Consider the following 19,091-nt stretch of genomic DNA (forward strand, 5'->3'; position numbering starts at 1 on the left):
ATTTGAGTGAGCGTCGAAAGGTGGATCTATCGACAAACGGTTATGGTTTACTTAATCAAACGAACGATCAGAGAGCCAGGCGCCCGAATAGATTCCACATTGTGGCTGAGCACTGTACCACTTGTTGGGGCAGTGTAGTGCTCAACTTCAGTGCCAAAGCTGTCGTATTGAATAGCAACCATTTGGCCTTGCTCGACAAAATCCATCAAACCAACATGAGGTAGTACAAAGCCGCCATGTGTCGCTTTCACACTGACGATCTCGTTTCCTTCCAAGCATGAAGTGATAGGCTCTATCTCACCTTCTACGACGTTATGCTGCTTCAACACATTAAAAATGCCTGATACGGTTCGACTAATGAGTTTTTGCTCTGTGTAGCGCCCCATACCCACTTCAACCGTAATGCTTGGGACACCATGGTTATTCCAAACTGTTTCAAGGACGCCTGCATCTCCGGGATCATTTAAAATCGCATCAGGATTAATGAGACGAGCCATTTCTAATGATTGCTCAATTCGGAAGTCTGCAAACACGTATAGTGGATAGGCCGCACCACTGGTTTGAGTGTGAAGGTCAATGGCTAAATCAGCATTTGGTTTGAGCAGATCATTCCACAATGCATATAAGTAGCGTTGTGCCTCATTGCCGTTTTGGTCACCAGGGAAAAAGCGGTTTAAGTTTGCAGGAGACGCATCCGGGTCTGCGGAATAGAAATCGCGGCTGTGGTTTAGCATACCTGGCATGTTAATGGTTGGAATAATAGTGACAGTACCAGCGACTTCAGTGCCAATGAGTTCTCTAGCGGTCTTCTGCGCTGCTAACACACCATTATATTCATCACCATGAACCCCTGCGGTGATCATGATTTTCTTGCCAGGTTTTTCACCTTTGAATACCAAAACAGGAAGATGTTGCCACTGAGAGATCGCGTTGGTCGCGATGCGGAACCAAAACTTATGCTCACCCGGACCTAGGTCTGCTACATTGAGAGATTGAATCACTTGATGACCTTGAATCATGTCATCGAGAAGTTGTGTTGCCATTAAAGTTACCACTCCAAAACCATAAGCCAATCTAAAACCTTAACGTCGCCATACGAAGAGTATTAATAAGGCGAGAACGTGTCTCGCCTTGTGCCAATTGATTTCGTTTTACGCAAACCCCATTATGTGAGCTGCGATAACGACGACACTCGACAGGGTAAAGAGTAATAGGATAAATCGCCAGCAGAATTTTGCCCAGTCACCCCAGTCGATGCGGCAGACACCAAGTGTTGCCATCAAGGATGCTGAAGTAGGGACGATAACGTTGGTAAAACCATCTCCAAGTTGGAATGACAAAACGGCAACTTGGCGCGTGACACCTGCAATATCCGCCAATGGCGCTAATAAAGGCATCGTCAGTGCCGCTTGTCCAGATCCGGAAGTAACGAAGAAGTTGAAGATAGATTGGAATACATACATTAACCATGCCGCAGCTACGTCAGGAAGCCCACTGATCACGCCGCCAGCACTGTTCAGAATAGAATTCAGTACACTCGCTTCATCGGTCGTACCGCCACCTAGGATAAGTAACACACCTTTCGCACAACCAACCAATAGAGCAGGAGCAAGCATAATAGCCGCCCCCTCTTTAAACGCATCGGCTGCGCAGTTGAGCGTCATACCGTTTAAGCGAAAAATCGTACCGATGATCGCGACAACAAAGCCCATAGTGAAGAATTGAGAAGCGATTTCTGGGATGTACCATGCGTTAGCCACTACGCCCCAAACAACCCATACTGTGGTAGCGATGACCGTAAGAATGACGAGTGTATCTCCGATATTCCAACGAGAATCTTGATTGCCAAGCTCTTGCTGACGGAAGTATTTGTCTGTGCGGTGACTGTAAGAAAGTTCTGGGTTTGACTTCACGCGAGCGGCGTAGATCATGGTGAAGGCGATACCGATTAACGTAAAGCCAGCCCATAACCCCATGCGCACTGTCATGCCGGATAAAACAGGTACTCCCGCAATACCTTGTGCAATAGCAACAGAGAAAGGGTTCATCCAAGATGTTGCGAAACCAATTTGAGTCGCCACGTAGGTCACCATTACCGTAGTGATACCATCGTAACCAAGGCGAACCATAAGCGGCGCGATAATAATCGCAAATGCTACGGCTTCTTCACCCATACCAAATACCGCACCGCCCAGAGAGAACAGCAAAAATAGCACTGGAATGAATAGCGCTTCGTTACCTTTGGTCTTATCGATAAGGCGCAAGATACCGTTGTCGATGGTGCCTGTTCGCATTACAACGCCGAAAGCACCACCGATAACCAACATGAACATAATCACGCCGATCGCGCTGCCCCATTTAGAGCCTGAAACTAGCCCTTCGAATGGGAAGTTCATTAAACCAATGCCACCACCAGAAGCAAACAGGCCAACCTCGTTGTAAACCAATTCACCGTTTTCGTCAGTTGCATAAGAGAAAGAAGATGGATCGATAACCGTGCGAGTTTTTTCTGCACCATCGACCATATAAGTCACTTGCTGACTGTCAAAATGGCCAGCAGGAATTAAGTAGGTAAGAATCGCAGCGAGAATACCAACAATGAAGATCAAAATGAGGGTATCTGGCATCTGCCATGATTTGGGTGTAGCAACCGAGTCCGTTGGTTGCGCATGTGTGTGAGACATAACTTACTTCACGTTAAATTCAATGAAGCATGAAATATCAATAAAACAGAATAAAAAGTCAACATTAATGGAAATATTGAACTATAAATTCATCAAATATTTGAAGTGAAGTCATTGTGATTATTTTACAAGCAAAGTTTGGTTAAATGTTTTGGCTCGGGTCGAGGGCTCACAAGCTCTTGTTGTGAGCCGAGATAAACAAATCATTTGTCTTGCGTCTGTTCTGCATAAAATGCAGCGACATCACGAAGATCCTCATCATTTAACATTCTTAATTGTGCGCCCATCATTTCGGCAAGCGGCCCTTTACGTTCGCCTGCTTGGTAAGACTTCATCGCATCGTATAGATACTGGGCATTTTGACCTGCAAGATTTGGATAGGCATCATTACCTGCGACGCCTGTTGCACCATGACAATAGACGCAGCTAGGGGATTTGATTTTACCTTTATCAGCATCACCAAAAGGCGCGGCATGGCTAGCGGAAGAGAAAATAAGAGAGGTTAGAAGTACAAATCTGAACATGAAGATTGTCTATTCGCTAAAAAGTCATATCGATACAATAAAGCTTCCCCTTAGGGGAAGCTCAATGATCAAAATCAAACTAAAGCAGAGATTTAATGCTTGATAAGAAATTGTCGATATCTTGCGCTGAAATGTCTTTATGAGTCACGAAACGAATGGGGTTTCCAGGTGTTATCGTGATATTTTGTTCCTTTAGTTTCGCAGCGATATTTACTATGTCCACTTGAGGATCAAGCTTCGCGAATACGATATTCGTTTGAACAAATTCAGGGTTGACTGAAAAACCAGGCAGTTCAGCTAAACCTTCCGCTAAGGTTTTTGCGTTGGTATGATCTTGTTTTAGCTGTTCCACTTGTTCGGTAAGGGCGAGTTTGCCTGCTGCGGCAAGAATACCCGCTTGACGCATACCACCGCCGACCATCTTTCTTAAGCGACGTGCTTTTGCGATGTACTCTTTGCTACCAAGCAGTAACGAACCAACAGGGGCAGCCAAACCTTTCGACAGACAAATCGTCATTGAATCAAAATACTGACCGATTTCTTTTACCGGAACATCAAGCGCAGCGGCTGCATTAAAAACGCGAGCGCCGTCGAGATGCATCTTCAAATTGTTCTTATTCACGAAGTCACGAGCTTCTGCTAAGTAAGACAGAGGCAGCACTTTACCATTAATCGTGTTTTCTAAGCTGAGCAGCTTGGTACGAGCAAAGTGACAATCATCTGGCTTAATCGCCGCTGCCAGTTTATCAAATGGGAGTGTGCCATCTGGGTTATTTTCGACTGGTTGAGGTTGAATTGACCCAAGTACTGCTGCGCCGCCAGCTTCGTACTTGTAGTTATGTGCTTGCTGCCCACACAGATATTCATCTCCGCGTTCACAATGCGCCATTAGGCCGAGCAGATTGGCTTGCGTGCCTGAAGTGGTAAACAAAGCCGCTTCGAATCCTGCAAGCTCTGCGGCAAACTCCTCAAGCTCATTGACCGTAGGGTCATCACCATAAACATCATCCCCAACGGGGGCCTTAAACATGGCCTCTCGCATTGCTTGGGTAGGCTGTGTAACGGTATCTGATCGAAAATCCATGAATGTCTCCTTGGTCAAAGTCCTAAATATATCCGCAAAGGCGCGCTTTGCTTAAACAAGCGATCGTTTTGGCATCGGTAATTGTGCCATCAATAATCTTGTCTTCGAGTTGTTGGAGTGACAAGGTAACAACCTCAATCACTTCATCTTCATCACATTCGTAACGGTTGGTTTGGCTGAGCTTCTCAGCAACAAATAGGTACTGTATCTCATCACAAAATCCGGCAAGGGGAGTGACTTGGCCGAGAGAGGTGAATTTTTCTGCACTATAGCCCGTTTCTTCTTCTAGCTCTCTTTTCGCGCAGCAGAGAGGGTCTTCATTGCCTTCTCTTGTACCAGCAGGAAGCTCCAAAAGCCATTTATTAAGTGAAGGGCGAAATTGATGGACAAGGACTATCTCTCCTTCCGTTGTAATCGGGAGAATCACCGCAGCGCCCGGGTGATGGATTGTGGTGTGCGTAATTGCCTGTCCTGTAGGAAGCATAACCTCTTCTTCAATCAGAGAAATTTGCTTCCATTTATGAATTATTTTGCTCATGCAGTTATTAACCCTAGCTGTTACCGCATTTTGACGTTTTTCGACATTAACCACAAATGGTGGGAAACAAAAGCAAAAAATGTTGCAACACGACGAAAGCGTTTGCACTTTCAGTGAGCTGTGTCTCATAAATGGAAACTTTGATTGCTTGCTAAAGAAGGGGGTAAGCATCTGCTATAAGGGGAATTCAACAAAATACATTTGTAACAAAGTTATAACAAGTGTATAAAAATGTTAACGCTATACCAGTTCAGCAGCCGGAGAACGTATGACACAAACCTTATTTGCCTCAAATGCCGAAAAAGCGCTTCTCTCAGAACGCATCAACAAGTTGGCTAAAGCGTTAACGGATGGCGTTTATGAACGCGAACATACCATCAAGCTCTGCCTCCTTGCGGCACTTGCTGGTGAAAGTGTTTTTCTTTTAGGCCCACCTGGCATTGCAAAAAGCTTAATTGCCAAGCGACTTATCCAAGCGTTCGATAATAGCAGTTACTTTGAATACCTGATGACTCGATTCTCAACACCTGAAGAAGTTTTTGGGCCACTGAGTATTCAAGAACTCAAAGATAACGGTCGTTATGTTCGCTTAACTAAAGGGTATTTGCCAACCGCACAAGTCGTATTTTTAGATGAAATCTGGAAGGCGGGCCCCGCCATTCTGAATACATTGCTGACAGTGGTCAATGAGAAAACGTTCAAAAATGGCAGCGATATTGAACGTGTGCCAATGCGTTTGTTGGTATCGGCTTCCAATGAACTGCCAGATGAAGACAGCGGTTTGGATGCACTTTACGACCGTATGTTGGTGCGTGTGTTTGTGAATCGAATTCAGAATAAACAAAACTTTAAGTCGATGTTGACGGTAGGCACGTCACAAGAGGCACAAGTGCCAGAAGGGCTAGCAATAACAGATGAAGAATATCATCAATGGCAACAGCAGCTCGACAAGCTGACGTTAACCGATAATGCATTCGAGAAGCTTTTCCAGCTTAAAACGATGTTAGAAAGCAAAGTCGAAGCTCAGTTTGGCGATGTCGCTAATACCGACATGTATGTGTCTGACCGCCGCTGGAAGAAAGCCGTGAAATTGCTAAAAGCGAGCGCGTTTTTTAATGGACGCGATGAAATCAACCCACTTGATCTACTGTTGCTGCAAGATTGTTTATGGAACAGCCCTGAATCGCGAGACGTGGTACGCGAAGTGGTACAAGAGTTCGCCCTAAAACATGCATTTGACCAACAAGACGCCGAACAGGAAATTGAATACTGTCGCGAGTCTTTGGTCGATGTTCAGCATGAACTTGAAGATGCCTACCGCATGACGTTAACGTCTGAAGCGGCAACGGGTATTTTGCGCAAAGAAACCATGCGCTTTGATACCTCTAAAGCTAAGACCTACAAAGTTGGCGCAGCCGTTAACTTAGTTAAACTGGTTATTTTGCAAAGCAACATGTCGGTTTCAGAATCAGAGAAAGGCGATAGCCGCTGGGTATACGTGCCAAAAGATGAACTAGACCGAGTCATCAAAGAAGGACACGGTGATGTGTATGGCTACGTCAATCAAAACACCAACATGTGCCGTTTACGATTTGATGTTGATGCCGCAAATAACCTAGTTATCCGTGATATCGCAAACCGAGGCATTCTGGTGAGCTTAGTGACTCAAGAGGGTTTGGATATAGAGCTTTACCAAAAGTGGTTAACGCAGAGTGAAAAAGCCGTAAATCAACTCAGTGAAGCAGAGCACCATATGCGCAAGGTAAAAGCGAATTTCCATGATGCGCTTCCGCATAGCTTTGTTGATCCTGAATTACCACGCCTAATGGAGTCGAGTCTGCAGCAGGTCAGTCAGAGACTTGAGTCTATCCAAGCTGAAAGCGAGAAAGTTATCCAACGCTTTAAAAACTTACATCAGTTTTTCTCATAAGGAGACGACATGCTAGGTGCAGACGGACTTAACCTTGCGCTGATGGTAGCCGACTCTGGCATCATCGATAGCGCAGTTAATGATTTAATGGCGCGTTCACAAGTCATGATGATGGCAGAAAACCGAGGCGTTAAATCTTCGGTTAAAGGCCACTTATTAAAGTGGCGAGGCAGTGTTAAAAAACGGATTACCAAAGTATGTGAGACAGAGCGTTTCCAACAAGAGCTGTCTTTATATCAAGAGGTCATTCACTGGGATGAAGAGGCGTTTTTCGAAAACATCGAAGATGTGATTAAAAAGCTTGAGTGGCACTCCGCTTTTTATATGCAGGCTCGCCGAATGATGGAGAAGAACAAGGGGATGAATAATCCCATGTTCCCACATTACTTCTGTGATCAATGGTACCAAAGCCTAGCCGATGCGATTAAGCAAGCGCAAGTAAGCGAGCTTGAGGCCAATAAAGAGAAAGTGCTGAATGACCTGTATCAGCGTATGGAGACCATGCGTAATATGGATAAGGTCACGGAGTCGGGTGATGCTGAAAGTGTAGGGCGCTTATGGGATATGGCATCTGCCAAGTTGAGCAAAACTGACTTAACAGTGATGAAACGCCATGCGGAGTTTTTGAAGAAGCACCAAGGCTTGCAAGAAATAGCCGAGCAACTTGGCCGTATGGCGGGGCAAGTGAATGATCCCGAACTTAACCGCGCGCCTACTGAAGAGCTACAAATGATCGAAGAGAAGAGTGATGAAGCGACAGATGATATTGTCGGCATTCACGAAAGCGATGATTTAAATAAGCTACTTCCCAACGAAACGATGTTTTTGGCGTATCCTGAACTCGAGGTCGTGTTCTATAAACACTTAGTCGATAAACGACTTATGAACTACCGTACACAGGGCAAATCGCGCACGTTACGTAAAGTTAAAGCTCACCGACCTGACAACAAAGCGGTAGATATCGAAAAAGGACCGTTTATTGTGTGCGTGGACGCGTCCGGCTCAATGAGCGGGTTTCCTGAACAATGCGCCAAAGCCATGGCTTATGCGCTGATGCAAATTGCATTAGCGGAGCAACGTGATTGCTATGTCATTATTTTTTCGACGGAACACATTACGTATGAGCTAACCAAACAAGATGGTCTGCGCGAGGCGGCGGACTTTTTAACTTATAGCTTCCATGGTGGTACAGACTTAGAGCCAACTTTGATCAAATCTATCGACTTGATGAGCGGTGATAAGTACAAAAATGCCGATATGGTGGTCATTTCCGACTTTATCGCACCAAAACAACAAGACGAGTTGCTTGCCAAAGTGGATGCGCTTAAAGCGAAGAAAAACCGTTTTCACGCGATCAGCCTATCTAAATACGGAAACCCGGCATTGATGTCGATGTTTGATCACACGTGGTCTTATCATCCTAATGTTGTGGGCAGGCTGCTTAAACGAGTCGGTAATTACTAAGTGACATTGAAATTCTATTGAGTAAAACGTACAGAAAGCTAGATTTATATTGCTTCGTTTTAAGCCGATAAGATCGAACTTTGGTCTAATTGGCTTAAAAGAAATCAAACAAACAGAAAATGAAAGATTTTTGTTTGACTATCTTCTCTCAATCCGTAAAGTAGCCACCAACGCAACGGGGAAGAGCCCTGAAGCGAAGTAAAAAGGGCGCCTTGGCAGAGTGGCTATGCAGCGGATTGCAAATCCGTGGACCTCGGTTCGACTCCGGGAGGCGCCTCCATTATTCTTTGAGAGTGAATGGCTTTCGAGAATCAATGCGACACTAGCTCAGTTGGTAGAGCGCAACCTTGCCAAGGTTGAGGTCACGAGTTCGAACCTCGTGTGTCGCTCCAAATTATTCAGATATGGCAATTGCGGTATCTCGATGCCAAGTGCATCAACTTAAAACCAGCGAAAGCTGGTTTTTTTGTATCTGAATATTGATAAATTTACGCCATCTCAATTTCTTGAACTGTTGGTATAACCCTTGTTTCTTTCGCGAGTTATGCTGTTAAGTGTGCCCCTATGTTTCGCAGATTGACCAATATCCGTTTACAATATCGGTCTCCAAAGGATTTGACGAAGACGCATGAGAAATACCGACGATTACATCATTTTCTATCACCTGATCGAGCAAGGCTCATTTAGCGCTGCAGCAAGACACATGTCATTGACCAAATCGGTTGTCAGTAAACGCATCGCGAAGCTTGAACAAGAGCTTGGTGTACAGCTTCTTTACCGAACAACGCGAACGTTAACGTTGACGGAGGCAGGGCGAGCGTTCTTTACTCATGCAAAAGCCGTTTATCAAGCGGTGGCAACGGCAGAAGAATCCATTGTGGGGTTAGGTAAGAATTTATCTGGAAACATTAAAGTTTCTGTACCCACTATCTCTGGTGAGTTAATTCTTCCTCAAGTGATCAATGAGTTTAATCAGAAATATCCTGACATCAATATCGATATGGATCTAGATAATCGTTTCGTCGATATCGTGAATGAACGTTTTGATCTGGCAATTAGAACGGGTGTGTTGCCAGATTCTAGTCTGATTGCAAGAAAGCTGGTGGATGCGAATTGGATTATTTGCGCGTCACCCCAATACCTGGCTAAACATGGCATACCTAAACAACCTCAAGCCTTGGATAAACACAATTGTTTAGTCTATTCCTACCAAGAAACCGGAGCGCATGAGTGGGCGTTTAAAGATGGAGACGAGGTATATCAAATCACCGTCGACGGTAACCTCTGTACCAACAATTCTTCTGTATTGAGAAATGTGGCGCTGTTAGGGCAGGGAATCATCTATGTACCGCGTGTCTTGGTTTATGAAGACTTAAAGCAAGGCCGCCTGATTCAATTGTTCAAAGACGAAACCGCCAAATGCTTGGGTATTTATGCAGTGTATCCTTACACTCGTCAACAGCCAGAAAAAATTAAGATCTTCATTGATCATCTATACACCAGCTTTCAAAGTCAAAATCATCGATTTTAAGACAATAACTCAACACCAATCGTTATGTTGGTGTTGAGTTATTGTTTCCATCTTCATTTCTAAAAATTCTTATAAATTTAGAAGCTTAAGCTTTCTCCTTGTTTTATCACTAATATTGATAACAAGATGCTGCGCACAACTGTTAACAAATGGTTTTGCTATTGTTTCTTTTAAGAAACGGTCTGTTTCTTGCGTTAAACTTTCCGAATGTGAAAGATAAGTGACAGAAAAATAAAAGAATTATTTTGTTTGTTGTCTGTTGGCTAAGTGTTGCTCGCCTGCCTGACATAGACGCCGATAAATGGACTGCTTATAGTGGCTCAAACGCCCATTACCGTCACTAAACGGTGATGTGAGCGAAGTACAATAACGAGAGATACGGATATGAAACAAAAGCAGCTGATTGACGAATTTAAAACTATCGTTGGGGAAGAAAATGTCCTAACCGACGAGGTTAAAACAAAATACTACCGCTCAGGTTTTCGCTCAGGTAGTGGCACTGCGCTTGCTATCGTGTTTCCTAATACTCTTGTAGAACAATGGAAGATAATTAAACAGTGCGTTGAAGCAAACTGCATTATTATTATGCAGGCTGCCAAAACAGGTTTAACAGAAGGCTCAGCTCCAAGTGGTAATGATTATGACCGTGATGTGGTCGTGATCAATATTACCAAAATCAAGAAGATTCACTTATTAGATGGCGGTAAGCAGGCGGTATGCTTGCCAGGTGCAAGTTTGCACTCATTGGAAAAAGAATTGAAGGCGGTGAACCGAGCGCCGCACTCTATCATCGGTTCTTCATCATTAGGTGCCACTGTGGTTGGTGGTATCGCCAATAACTCAGGCGGTGCGTTAGTCAAGCGTGGTCCTGCTTACACGGAACTGGCGATCTATGCGCAGGTCGATAAGCAAGGCCAGTTACACCTGGTTAATCACCTTGGTATTGAAGGGTTAGGTGAAACGCCAGAAGAAATTCTGACAAACCTGCAAGAAGGAAACTTTGACCCAGCGAAGATCATTCATGACGAGCGAATGGCATCAGACAAAGAATACGATGAACGTGTTCGAGACGTGACTTCTGACATTCCTTCTCGCTTTAATGCCGATGAACGTCGATTATTTGAAGCCAGTGGCTGCGCTGGTAAATTGGGTGTTTTCGCCGTTCGAGTTGATAGCTACCCAGTACCCGAAAAAGAGCAGGTTTTTTACCTTGGCACCAATGATCCTGCGAAACTGACGAAGCTGCGAAAAGATTTCTTATCTACGTTTGAGAACTTGCCTGAGATGGGAGAATACTTGCATCGAGATATCTTCAACATGGCAGAGAAGTACGGCAAAGACGTCTTTTTATCCATCGACTTATTAGGCACAGATAAACTGCCAAAAATGTTTGCACTTAAAGCTAAAGTAGAAAATTTCTTAGAGCGCGTCCCGTTTGTTAGTAAATATCTGCCGGATACCATTTTGTACTACGCGAGTAAGTTGTTCCCACAACATTTACCAGAACGAATGCTGGATTTCCGCGATAAGTATGAGCATCACCTGGTATTAAAAATGAGTGATAGTGGTATTGCTGAGGCGCAAAAATACCTCAATGAAGTTTGGGCTGTTGAAGATGACTGTGATTTCTTCGAGTGTACGCCGGAAGAGGGTAAAAAAGCTTATTTACATCGCTTTGCAGCAGCAGGTGCAGCAATTCGTTACGAGACGATTCACCGAAAAGACGTAGAAGACATCGTTGCACTTGATATCGCTTTGCGACGTAATGATGAAGAGTGGCTAGAAACTTTACCGGAAGAGGTGAGTAAGAACCTTGTTCAAGCGCTCTATTATGGTCACTTTATGTGTTATGTATTCCATCAAGATTACATTTTCAAAAAAGGGACCGACACGAAGTTGATGAAAAAGCTGATGCTAGAACACCTCAATAGCCGTGGTGCTAAATACCCAGCAGAACATAATGTGGGTCACTTGTACGAAGCTGAAAATTCGCTGCAGAAGTTTTACCACGAGCTAGATCCAACCAACACCTTTAACCCTGGTATTGGCAAAATGGACAAATACAAGCGCAATTGTAACTGCTGTGCGTAATGTGCTATCTCACCGTGATTAATATCGTTGATCATCGTTAAAATAATGAGCATAAGACAAGCCCTGATGACACTCGTGACATCAGGGCTTCGTGTTTTGGGGCTTTTTATTGATGACTGGTATCGGCGTTGAAACAACGGTTAAAGAGCGCGTACCGCGGCGGCTGCGATGATGCCAGCTGCAATTGCGGGCAGAGGCTTTTTCACGATGAACATGACGACAGCAGTAGAAAAAAGTGCTGCTCTAGCACCGTTATCACCTTCAACCGCTAGTGGGGCTAAAAGGGCAACTAATACGGAACCTGACATCGCAGTGATGAAACGTTGAACCCGTTCGCTAATTGGAATAAATGACATAACATACACTCCGCCCCAGCGGGTTATGAGCGTGACTAACGCCATAGCGATGATGATAAGCAGTGTGCCACCTACGCTCGTTTCGATGTTCATGCTTTTTTCTCCTTCCAACAAGCACCTAAGACTCCACCAGTAATGGCGCCAACCACTACGTGGCTATTCTCTGGTAAATACCAATACGCCAACATAGAAGAGGCTGCTGCTGTGGCCCAAATCGCAAAGATTCTTAAGTCTTTCGGCCCTGCCACCACCATAGACAGCAGGAAGCATCCCATAACCATATCGAGTCCGAGGCTCACCGGGTCTTTGATTGCGTTACCAAAATAAATGCCGATCCAGGTGCCGACAATCCAAAACGACCACATCGCTAAGCCGCCGCCAACAAGCAAACCAAAACCTGGTTCTTTTCTACCAAATGCATTGAGTGCCATTGCCCAGTTTGCGTCTGATGCTACCAGCATTACACCGTAACGTTTTGTCGGTGGGAGTTGTCGTAACCATGGATAAAGCGTAGCGCCCATCAAGAGGTGACGAGCATTAATAGCAAATACAGTAATAAGCACTGGAATCAGAGGTACTTCTGCTCCCCACATTTCTAGCGTGGCAAATTGTGAAGCACCGGCGAAGACCAGTGTGCTCATCAACATAGTGGGAAATACATCTAACCCTGTTTGTACGGCGGCAACACCGAATGCGAGGCCAAATATGACCACAAACATGGACAGAGGTAAAAGTTGGGTGAAACCGTTCCACACGTCGATCCGGGTAAATTCGTGCAACTCCGATGAGGAACGCTGAAGATGTTGAGTATTTTCTGTCATAGAGATACCTAGCCAGCAGGCAAAAAGGGCAGTGCCATATGAATGCGTTTGTTATTCTTTTGTAAACTTCATGTTTAACATCAATTGAAAGGGCTTTCAAACACTAAGTGCTATATAAAAAACAAGTATACCTGAACGATTTTAAGATGAAGGGTTTAGAGGGTTTGTCATTTGCTAGGGCTCTAGGAAAGTAACGCAACGCAAATAGTAAGCTCTGTTCAATTGAGAAGAGCACGGATTGTTACAGATTAGTATATGAGTAGGAAAGCGAGCACGAGGCTCGCTTTTTCGTTCTGTTACGAACAACTGAAAGGGTTTATTTTACGTAGACACGAGGGTTCGCAGTACCCCAAACCGTGTATAGTTCTGGGAAGATGACCTCTGCATGTTTTTCCATTTCTGCTGCCGAAATCGTTTTGCCTTGCTGAGAGCCAAACAGTACAACTTCAGAACCAGGCTCAACATCTTTGATACCTGTAATATCAACCATGGTGGTGTTCATTGAAGCCACACCTGCAACTTTTGCTCGTTGGCCATTGATCAGTACTTCTGCCGTATTGCCCATTTTTCGTGGGTAGCCATCAGAGTAACCAACAGGAATGTTCGCCATTAGGCTTTCTTTGCTCGTTTTGTAGCTGCTGTCGTAACCGACAGTGCTATTTTTTGGCAGGTGGTGAACGGATGCCACGCGTGTTTTGAAAGACACGATAGAAGGGTACTCAGGGTTGGTTGGCAGATCACCGTATAAAACGCCACCAGGACGAACCATATCAAGCTGTGCTTCAGGAACATTAAGTGCGGTGTAAGAGTTGGCCACATGCAGCAAAATATCTTCGCGTTTTAGGCCCGCTTCTTTAATCAGCCATGCAGAGCTGTCTTTGAACGAAGATAACTTTTGACGAACTTCGTCTGCATTGTAGTTAGGGAAATGAGTCATGATGCCAACAATATTAACGCCAGCTTGTTGAGCGATTTCTAGCGCTTCTTGTTTGCCCGCTTTTGTTGTCATATCAACGCCATTTCGTCCCATACCACCGTCGTTAAGAGCAAGGTGAACTTTGATTTCTTTATCCGCTTTCTCTGCTAGCTTAGACAGTGCTTTGGCTTGCTCTGCAGTACCAATCAGCTCTTCGATATTTAGGTCGATTGCGGCTTCGATCTCGCCAATATCCGCCGAGCGTACACGCATAAGTTGGCCTTTAAAGCCACTGTCGCGAACGGTCTGTGCTTCGGCGTTACTTGCAATGGCAACGCAAGGAATTTGTTGTTCGATAATAGTCGGCATCAGGCCTGCGATGCCATTACCGTATGCGTCGGCTTTCATCACGGCGCAGATTTTCGTTTTGCCATCCATGTGCGACTTGAACTGCTCAATATTATCGCGGAATTGACCTAAGTTTATTTCCAGCCAAGCGTTAGCGCCTTGAACTTGCTCTGCTTTTACTACAGTGTTGCTAATTTGAAGAGGGGCAGCATTAGCTTGCATCGCAGGAGCAACGGTTGCAGCAGCGATAGTCAGTGATAGTAAGGTTTTATTTAAGCGCATAAAGTCTCCGTACGCGTTTTTTGTATTGGTTATGTTATTGAGTACTTGGGGAAAGTACCTGACGAAGTAAAACGCTCCAAGTAGTGCTTTGGAGCATTTTTGAAGATCATGATTCAATATACCTCAGTGATTGTACTCAATTTGTGCAAATCGAGGTTGATTCAATATCAACTAAGGTATCCACTGAGTTTAACTCAGTTTAAAGCGGCTCATTACATCTTTAAGAGAAATTGACAGCTGGCTTAGCTCACGACAAGCCTGTGCGGTTTGCTCTGAACCCTGTGATACTTCTTGAGATGCCAAGTGTATGTTTTCAATGCTGCGGTTAAGCTCTTCTGCAACAGAGTCTTGCTGGTTACAAGCCGTGGCGATTTGGGTGCCCATGTCTGAGATATCAGAAATCGAGTGTTCAATGTCGCTCATCAGCTGTTTTGATTGAATGCCTTGCTCTGCACATTCTGAGATACTGGTTCTAGAAAGTTCTGTCGCAGATTTCGCGTCTTTTGCAAGCGATTGTAGCTGTTCAATGATCGACGTAATTTCGCTGGTTGAATCTTGCGTACGGCCTGCAAGCGTTCGAACCTCGTCCGCAACCACGGCAAAACCGCGACCAGACTCACCAGCACGCGCAGCTTCAATGGCTGCATTAAGCGCAAGTAGGTTGGTTTGATCGGCGATGTCGCGGATAACATCCACGATCACGTTAATTTTATTCGATTGCTGTTCAAGCTCTGCCACAGTATCGCCCGCAGCACCAATTACGTTTGAAACTTCATGAATCGCGTCAACCATGCCTTGCGTTTCACGAACACCATGTTGTGTACGACGGTTTGCTTCGTTAGCTTGGTTCGCTGAGTCTTCAGTGTTACGAGCAACATCGGCTACGGCCGCTTTCATTTCTGTCATTGCTGTTGCGATGTGCGTAATTTGCAGCTGTTGATCTTTCATACCAGACGCAGAAATATCGGAGATTTGATTCATCTCTTCGACAGCGCTGCTTAACTGAGTAACTGCAGCAATCACGTTATCGATAACTTGGCGTAAGTCATCTTGCATCTTAGTGGTCGCGTCTGCCAGTTCACCAAGCTCGTCATTGCCGATTGCTTTACGGTCAATGTCACTTGATAGATCACCTGTCGCGATGGCATTTGCTTGCTCAACAACAAGTTTAAGTGGGCCACAAATTAGGCGAGTCAGCACGTATGTCATGCCTACCATGATCAGTAGAATAATCACGTTACTCGCAATTGAAGAATTACTCAATCCATTTACAGAGGACAGGATATGAGTTTTGTTGCTATCCATAGCTTCTTTAAGGAGACGGATTAGTTCGCCTAACTCTGAGTCAACCGCTTCGAAAGCAGACAAAGAGTTCGCCAAAATAGGGTGGGCCTTGCTTTTGTCGTTAGCTAGCATCGCTTCATTGTACTGGTCCATAGTAACCAAGTACTTTTTCCACTGACGCATAAGACGCTGGTAAGTTTGCTGCTCTTCGCCAGGCCAAATAGTTTCACCGTAAGAATCGAGCTCTTTGCTGATCTTTTCACGTTCGCGAATGTTGCTGGCAATTTTGTTTCTGATTTGGTCTGCGTCTTCATAAGTGTACGCAGCAAATTGAGCTCGGCGCCAGCGAGACAAGTGATCTCGGATCGAATCTACTCTTTCCATAGCAGGAAGCGTATCATCGGTATAGTTTAAAAGCTCAGATTTAATGCTTTTGAGCTCTGTAGATAAAAACACGCCAAACGCAATGTTGACGATGGCAATGAGTAAAAACGATAGCGATATCTTTTTCGCTATAGAAAGATTCTTGATAGACATTAGTGATATACCTTGTTTTTCTTATGGTGTGTCGCCAAAGTAAACCACGTCCTTATATGTGATATATGTCCATTAAATTACTGCAACGAGTGTAAGCTATCATTATTTATTGATATTTTCGATAATGAATTGAGCTTTTTTTTGAAAATAAAAAATGTCAATGATTTTATAAAGGTACGACCACATTCGATGCAAAGTTATCGGTAACAAAATATGATATTGCGTGTGAAATAGTGCCAAGAGTAGGGACTCCAATTATTACAGATGTTACAGAGCTGAAGAGAGTGGTGACTACGATCCGCGTTAGTCAGGCGTTTACAAGCTAAGCAGTTACGGGCATCAACATGTGTGTGATTTAAAGTTGATGAAAGCTAACGAGTATTTCTTGGCCTAATTGAATGCCAATTGTACCGTTTGGATCGCTTTTTAAGCACTTAAATCAAAAAGATAAAATTTATTGTTGACCAGATAAATTAATCCGTTAAAGTACGCCTCGTTCTCACGGCAAAGGTCGCTGAGACAGATGGTGTCTAACCCATCGCATGATTGCGTTGCCCTGGTGGTGGAATTGGTAGACACAAGGGATTTAAAATCCCTCGGCGTTCGCGCTGTGCCGGTTCAAGTCCGGCCCGGGGCACCATCAAAATCTTTGGTAACAGAGATATAAAAATCAGAAAGGCGCCTTGGCAGAGTGGCTATGCAGCGGATTGCAAATCCGTGGACCTCGGTTCGACTCCGGGAGGCGCCTCCACTATTTCGAAAGCCAGTCTTAAATGACTGGCTTTCTTCGTTTTAAATCCATCAATCTATACTCGTTCACGCTTCTCTAAATTCCTCCCATGTTTTGATCACCATTCAATATTTTCAATGCGCTAGTCATTGATTTTATAAATGTTAAATAACTCAATAATTGTATAGGGTGATTGGTGCTAATTTCTCTTCGATTGTAATCCGAACTTTTTGTATCACAGGCAGCAACTTGGTTAGCGTGACCGTTGGCAATGCTTGGTGTGTATGAGCAGAAAAGAGGATTTTAGTCCTTAACGTGAGAGAAAAATAATGAAAACATTTAAATTAAAACGCACTATTTTACCTTTAACCTTGTTGCTAAGTTCATCTGCATTGGCTGCTGAGAATGGCACAATGATGCAGTATTTCCATTGGTATGTGCCTAACGATGGCACACTGTGGACTCAAGTGGAAAATAACGCTCCAACGCTAGCAGAAAACGGATTCACAGCGCTCTGGCTACCACCTGCATACAAAGGAGCGGGTGGCAGTAATGATGTCGGCTACGGCGTTTATGACATGTACGACTTGGGAGAGTTTGATCAAAAAGGATCAGTGCGCACCAAATACGGCACCAAAGATCAGTATCTTAGCGCTATCAATGCCGCTCACAATAACAATATCCAGGTTTATGGTGACGTGGTGTTTAACCACCGTGGTGGTGCAGATGGGAAATCTTGGGTTGATACTAAGCGGGTAGATTGGAACAACCGCAACATTGAACTTGGTGATAAATGGATTGAAGCGTGGGTGGAGTTTGATTTCCCTGGACGCAACGACAAGTACTCTAACTTCCATTGGACTTGGTACCATTTTGATGGCGTGGACTGGGACGATGCAGGTAAAGAAAAAGCCATTTTTAAATTCAAAGGTGAAGGTAAGGCATGGGATTGGGAAGTCAGTTCTGAAAAGGGGAATTACGACTACCTTATGTATGCTGACTTAGACATGGATCATCCTGAAGTTAAACAAGAACTGAAAGATTGGGGTGAGTGGTACATCAACATGACTGGTGTTGATGGCTTTAGAATGGATGCGGTGAAGCACATCAAATACCAATATCTTCAAGAATGGATTGATCACCTACGTTGGAAAACAGGGAAAGAACTCTTCACGGTCGGAGAGTACTGGAACTACGATGTGAATCAGCTGCATAACTTTATCACCAAAACTTCTGGCAGCATGTCTCTGTTCGACGCACCGCTACATATGAACTTCTACAATGCGTCTAAATCGGGTGGTAGCTACGATATGCGTCAAATCATGGATGGTACGCTGATGAAGGACAATCCAGTCAAAGCAGTAACCTTAGTAGAAAACCATGATACTCAACCTTTGCAAGCGTTGGAGTCGACGGTCGATTGGTGGTTTAAGCCGCTCGCTTACGCGTTTATCTTATTGCGTGAAGAAGGTTATCCATCTGTGTTTTATGCAGATTACTACGGCGCGCAGTACAGTGATAAAGGGCATGACATCAATATGGTCAAAGTGCCTTACATCGAAGAGCTCGTAACACTGCGTAAAGACTATGCGTATGGCAAACAACATTCTTATCTCGACCATTGGGATGTAATTGGCTGGACTCGCGAGGGCGATGCAGAACATCCACATTCAATGGCAGTGATCATGAGCGATGGACCAGGTGGCTCGAAGTGGATGTATACGGGCAAGCCAAGTACACGCTATGTCGACAAGTTGGGCATCCGAACTGAAGACATTTGGACAGATGCGAACGGGTGGGCTGAGTTCCCTGTAAATGGTGGATCTGTCTCGGTTTGGGTTAGCGTTGAGTAATCCATTCTTGTGATTTTGATACAGAACAGGCAAATTTTGATGAAACTTTGCAGTGAATCAATACGTTATTTGATATTCATATAACAAATGAGTAACTTATATTTGAGCATTATCTAGA

At 44.4% G+C, this 19,091-nt stretch carries 14 protein-coding genes and 4 tRNA genes; 9 read left to right on the top strand and 9 right to left on the bottom strand.

Annotation, left to right across the window (positions count from 1 at the left end; all coding sequences use genetic code 11):
• Positions 1-47: 47 nt before the first annotated feature.
• The 5 genes from ACWYVB_RS03270 to ACWYVB_RS03290 form a co-directional block, all read right to left on the bottom strand.
• Positions 48-1,043 (bottom strand): succinylglutamate desuccinylase/aspartoacylase family protein, encoded by a 996-nt coding sequence (locus ACWYVB_RS03270; RefSeq protein WP_134645718.1) that lies wholly within the window; start codon positions 1,041-1,043, stop codon positions 48-50.
• 108 nt (positions 1,044-1,151) lie between these two features.
• The gene (gene yfcC, locus ACWYVB_RS03275; RefSeq protein WP_457527970.1) at positions 1,152-2,684 is read right to left on the bottom strand and encodes a putative basic amino acid antiporter YfcC; all 1,533 of its coding nucleotides are present in this window, start codon (positions 2,682-2,684) and stop codon (positions 1,152-1,154) included.
• 203 nt (positions 2,685-2,887) lie between these two features.
• A complete protein-coding gene (locus ACWYVB_RS03280; RefSeq protein WP_005396401.1) occupies positions 2,888-3,208 on the bottom strand; it encodes a c-type cytochrome in 321 nt (106 codons plus the stop codon).
• A gap of 79 nt (positions 3,209-3,287) precedes the next feature.
• The gene (gene ltaE, locus ACWYVB_RS03285) at positions 3,288-4,292 is read right to left on the bottom strand and encodes a low-specificity L-threonine aldolase (RefSeq protein WP_104972667.1); all 1,005 of its coding nucleotides are present in this window, start codon (positions 4,290-4,292) and stop codon (positions 3,288-3,290) included.
• A gap of 22 nt (positions 4,293-4,314) precedes the next feature.
• Entirely contained in the window at positions 4,315-4,830 is a 516-nt protein-coding gene (locus ACWYVB_RS03290) for an NUDIX hydrolase (RefSeq protein WP_005396403.1), read from the bottom strand.
• A gap of 268 nt (positions 4,831-5,098) precedes the next feature.
• Here ACWYVB_RS03290 and ACWYVB_RS03295 point away from each other — a divergent pair, with 268 nt between their 5' ends.
• From ACWYVB_RS03295 to dld, 6 genes are all read left to right on the top strand, one after another.
• Positions 5,099-6,760: an ATPase RavA domain-containing protein gene (locus ACWYVB_RS03295; protein WP_145472985.1), complete on the top strand. Its 1,662-nt coding sequence runs from the start codon at positions 5,099-5,101 to the stop codon at positions 6,758-6,760.
• 9 nt (positions 6,761-6,769) lie between these two features.
• Positions 6,770-8,224, top strand: coding sequence for an ATPase RavA stimulator ViaA (gene viaA / locus ACWYVB_RS03300; RefSeq protein ID WP_012842207.1), 1,455 nt, complete (start codon positions 6,770-6,772; stop codon positions 8,222-8,224).
• A gap of 206 nt (positions 8,225-8,430) precedes the next feature.
• Positions 8,431-8,504, top strand: a tRNA-Cys gene (locus tag ACWYVB_RS03305).
• A gap of 36 nt (positions 8,505-8,540) precedes the next feature.
• Positions 8,541-8,616 (top strand) — tRNA-Gly (locus tag ACWYVB_RS03310).
• Between the two features lie 236 nt (positions 8,617-8,852).
• Positions 8,853-9,755 (top strand): LysR family transcriptional regulator, encoded by a 903-nt coding sequence (locus tag ACWYVB_RS03315; protein WP_203342454.1) that lies wholly within the window; start codon positions 8,853-8,855, stop codon positions 9,753-9,755.
• Positions 9,756-10,139: 384 nt separating this feature from the next.
• Positions 10,140-11,846, top strand: a complete 1,707-nt coding sequence (gene dld, locus ACWYVB_RS03320; RefSeq protein ID WP_031780543.1) for a D-lactate dehydrogenase — start codon at positions 10,140-10,142, stop codon at positions 11,844-11,846.
• A gap of 140 nt (positions 11,847-11,986) precedes the next feature.
• Here dld and ACWYVB_RS03325 read toward each other — a convergent pair whose 3' ends face one another.
• From ACWYVB_RS03325 to ACWYVB_RS03340, 4 genes are all read right to left on the bottom strand, one after another.
• On the bottom strand, positions 11,987-12,295 hold the full coding sequence (locus ACWYVB_RS03325) for an AzlD family protein (RefSeq protein WP_012842209.1): 309 nt from the start codon (positions 12,293-12,295) through the stop codon (positions 11,987-11,989).
• Complete coding sequence (locus tag ACWYVB_RS03330; protein ID WP_167427542.1) at positions 12,292-13,023, bottom strand: AzlC family ABC transporter permease; 732 nt, start codon at positions 13,021-13,023, stop codon at positions 12,292-12,294. The genes ACWYVB_RS03325 and ACWYVB_RS03330 overlap by 4 nt, the downstream gene beginning before the upstream one ends.
• A gap of 316 nt (positions 13,024-13,339) precedes the next feature.
• Positions 13,340-14,569 carry an alanine racemase gene (alr, locus tag ACWYVB_RS03335; RefSeq protein WP_182035239.1) on the bottom strand — a complete coding sequence of 410 codons (1,230 nt, stop codon included), beginning with the start codon at positions 14,567-14,569 and terminating at the stop codon, positions 13,340-13,342.
• 189 nt (positions 14,570-14,758) lie between these two features.
• On the bottom strand, positions 14,759-16,390 hold the full coding sequence (locus ACWYVB_RS03340) for a methyl-accepting chemotaxis protein (RefSeq protein WP_182035241.1): 1,632 nt from the start codon (positions 16,388-16,390) through the stop codon (positions 14,759-14,761).
• A gap of 553 nt (positions 16,391-16,943) precedes the next feature.
• On the opposite strand from ACWYVB_RS03340, the gene ACWYVB_RS03345 reads away from it, so the two are divergent.
• From ACWYVB_RS03345 to amyS, 3 genes are all read left to right on the top strand, one after another.
• Positions 16,944-17,030, top strand: a tRNA-Leu gene (locus tag ACWYVB_RS03345).
• Positions 17,031-17,067: 37 nt separating this feature from the next.
• A tRNA-Cys gene (locus tag ACWYVB_RS03350) sits at positions 17,068-17,141 on the top strand.
• A 308-nt stretch (positions 17,142-17,449) separates the two neighbouring features.
• Positions 17,450-18,973: an alpha-amylase gene (gene amyS / locus ACWYVB_RS03355; RefSeq protein ID WP_053808368.1), complete on the top strand. Its 1,524-nt coding sequence runs from the start codon at positions 17,450-17,452 to the stop codon at positions 18,971-18,973.
• The last annotated feature ends 118 nt before the right edge of the window (positions 18,974-19,091 follow it).

The organism is Vibrio sp. JZG10 (assembly GCF_054064075.1).

Coding starts and splice junctions, on each gene's coding strand:
- ACWYVB_RS03270 (WP_134645718.1), bottom strand. CDS start 1,043: ATGGCAACACAACTTCTCGATGACATGATTCAAGGTCATCAAGTGATT.
- yfcC (WP_457527970.1), bottom strand. CDS start 2,684: ATGTCTCACACACATGCGCAACCAACGGACTCGGTTGCTACACCCAAA.
- ACWYVB_RS03280 (WP_005396401.1), bottom strand. CDS start 3,208: ATGTTCAGATTTGTACTTCTAACCTCTCTTATTTTCTCTTCCGCTAGC.
- ltaE (WP_104972667.1), bottom strand. CDS start 4,292: ATGGATTTTCGATCAGATACCGTTACACAGCCTACCCAAGCAATGCGA.
- ACWYVB_RS03290 (WP_005396403.1), bottom strand. CDS start 4,830: ATGAGCAAAATAATTCATAAATGGAAGCAAATTTCTCTGATTGAAGAA.
- ACWYVB_RS03295 (WP_145472985.1), top strand. CDS start 5,099: ATGACACAAACCTTATTTGCCTCAAATGCCGAAAAAGCGCTTCTCTCA.
- viaA (WP_012842207.1), top strand. CDS start 6,770: ATGCTAGGTGCAGACGGACTTAACCTTGCGCTGATGGTAGCCGACTCT.
- ACWYVB_RS03315 (WP_203342454.1), top strand. CDS start 8,853: ATGAGAAATACCGACGATTACATCATTTTCTATCACCTGATCGAGCAA.
- dld (WP_031780543.1), top strand. CDS start 10,140: ATGAAACAAAAGCAGCTGATTGACGAATTTAAAACTATCGTTGGGGAA.
- ACWYVB_RS03325 (WP_012842209.1), bottom strand. CDS start 12,295: ATGAACATCGAAACGAGCGTAGGTGGCACACTGCTTATCATCATCGCT.
- ACWYVB_RS03330 (WP_167427542.1), bottom strand. CDS start 13,023: ATGACAGAAAATACTCAACATCTTCAGCGTTCCTCATCGGAGTTGCAC.
- alr (WP_182035239.1), bottom strand. CDS start 14,569: ATGCGCTTAAATAAAACCTTACTATCACTGACTATCGCTGCTGCAACC.
- ACWYVB_RS03340 (WP_182035241.1), bottom strand. CDS start 16,390: ATGTCTATCAAGAATCTTTCTATAGCGAAAAAGATATCGCTATCGTTT.
- amyS (WP_053808368.1), top strand. CDS start 17,450: ATGAAAACATTTAAATTAAAACGCACTATTTTACCTTTAACCTTGTTG.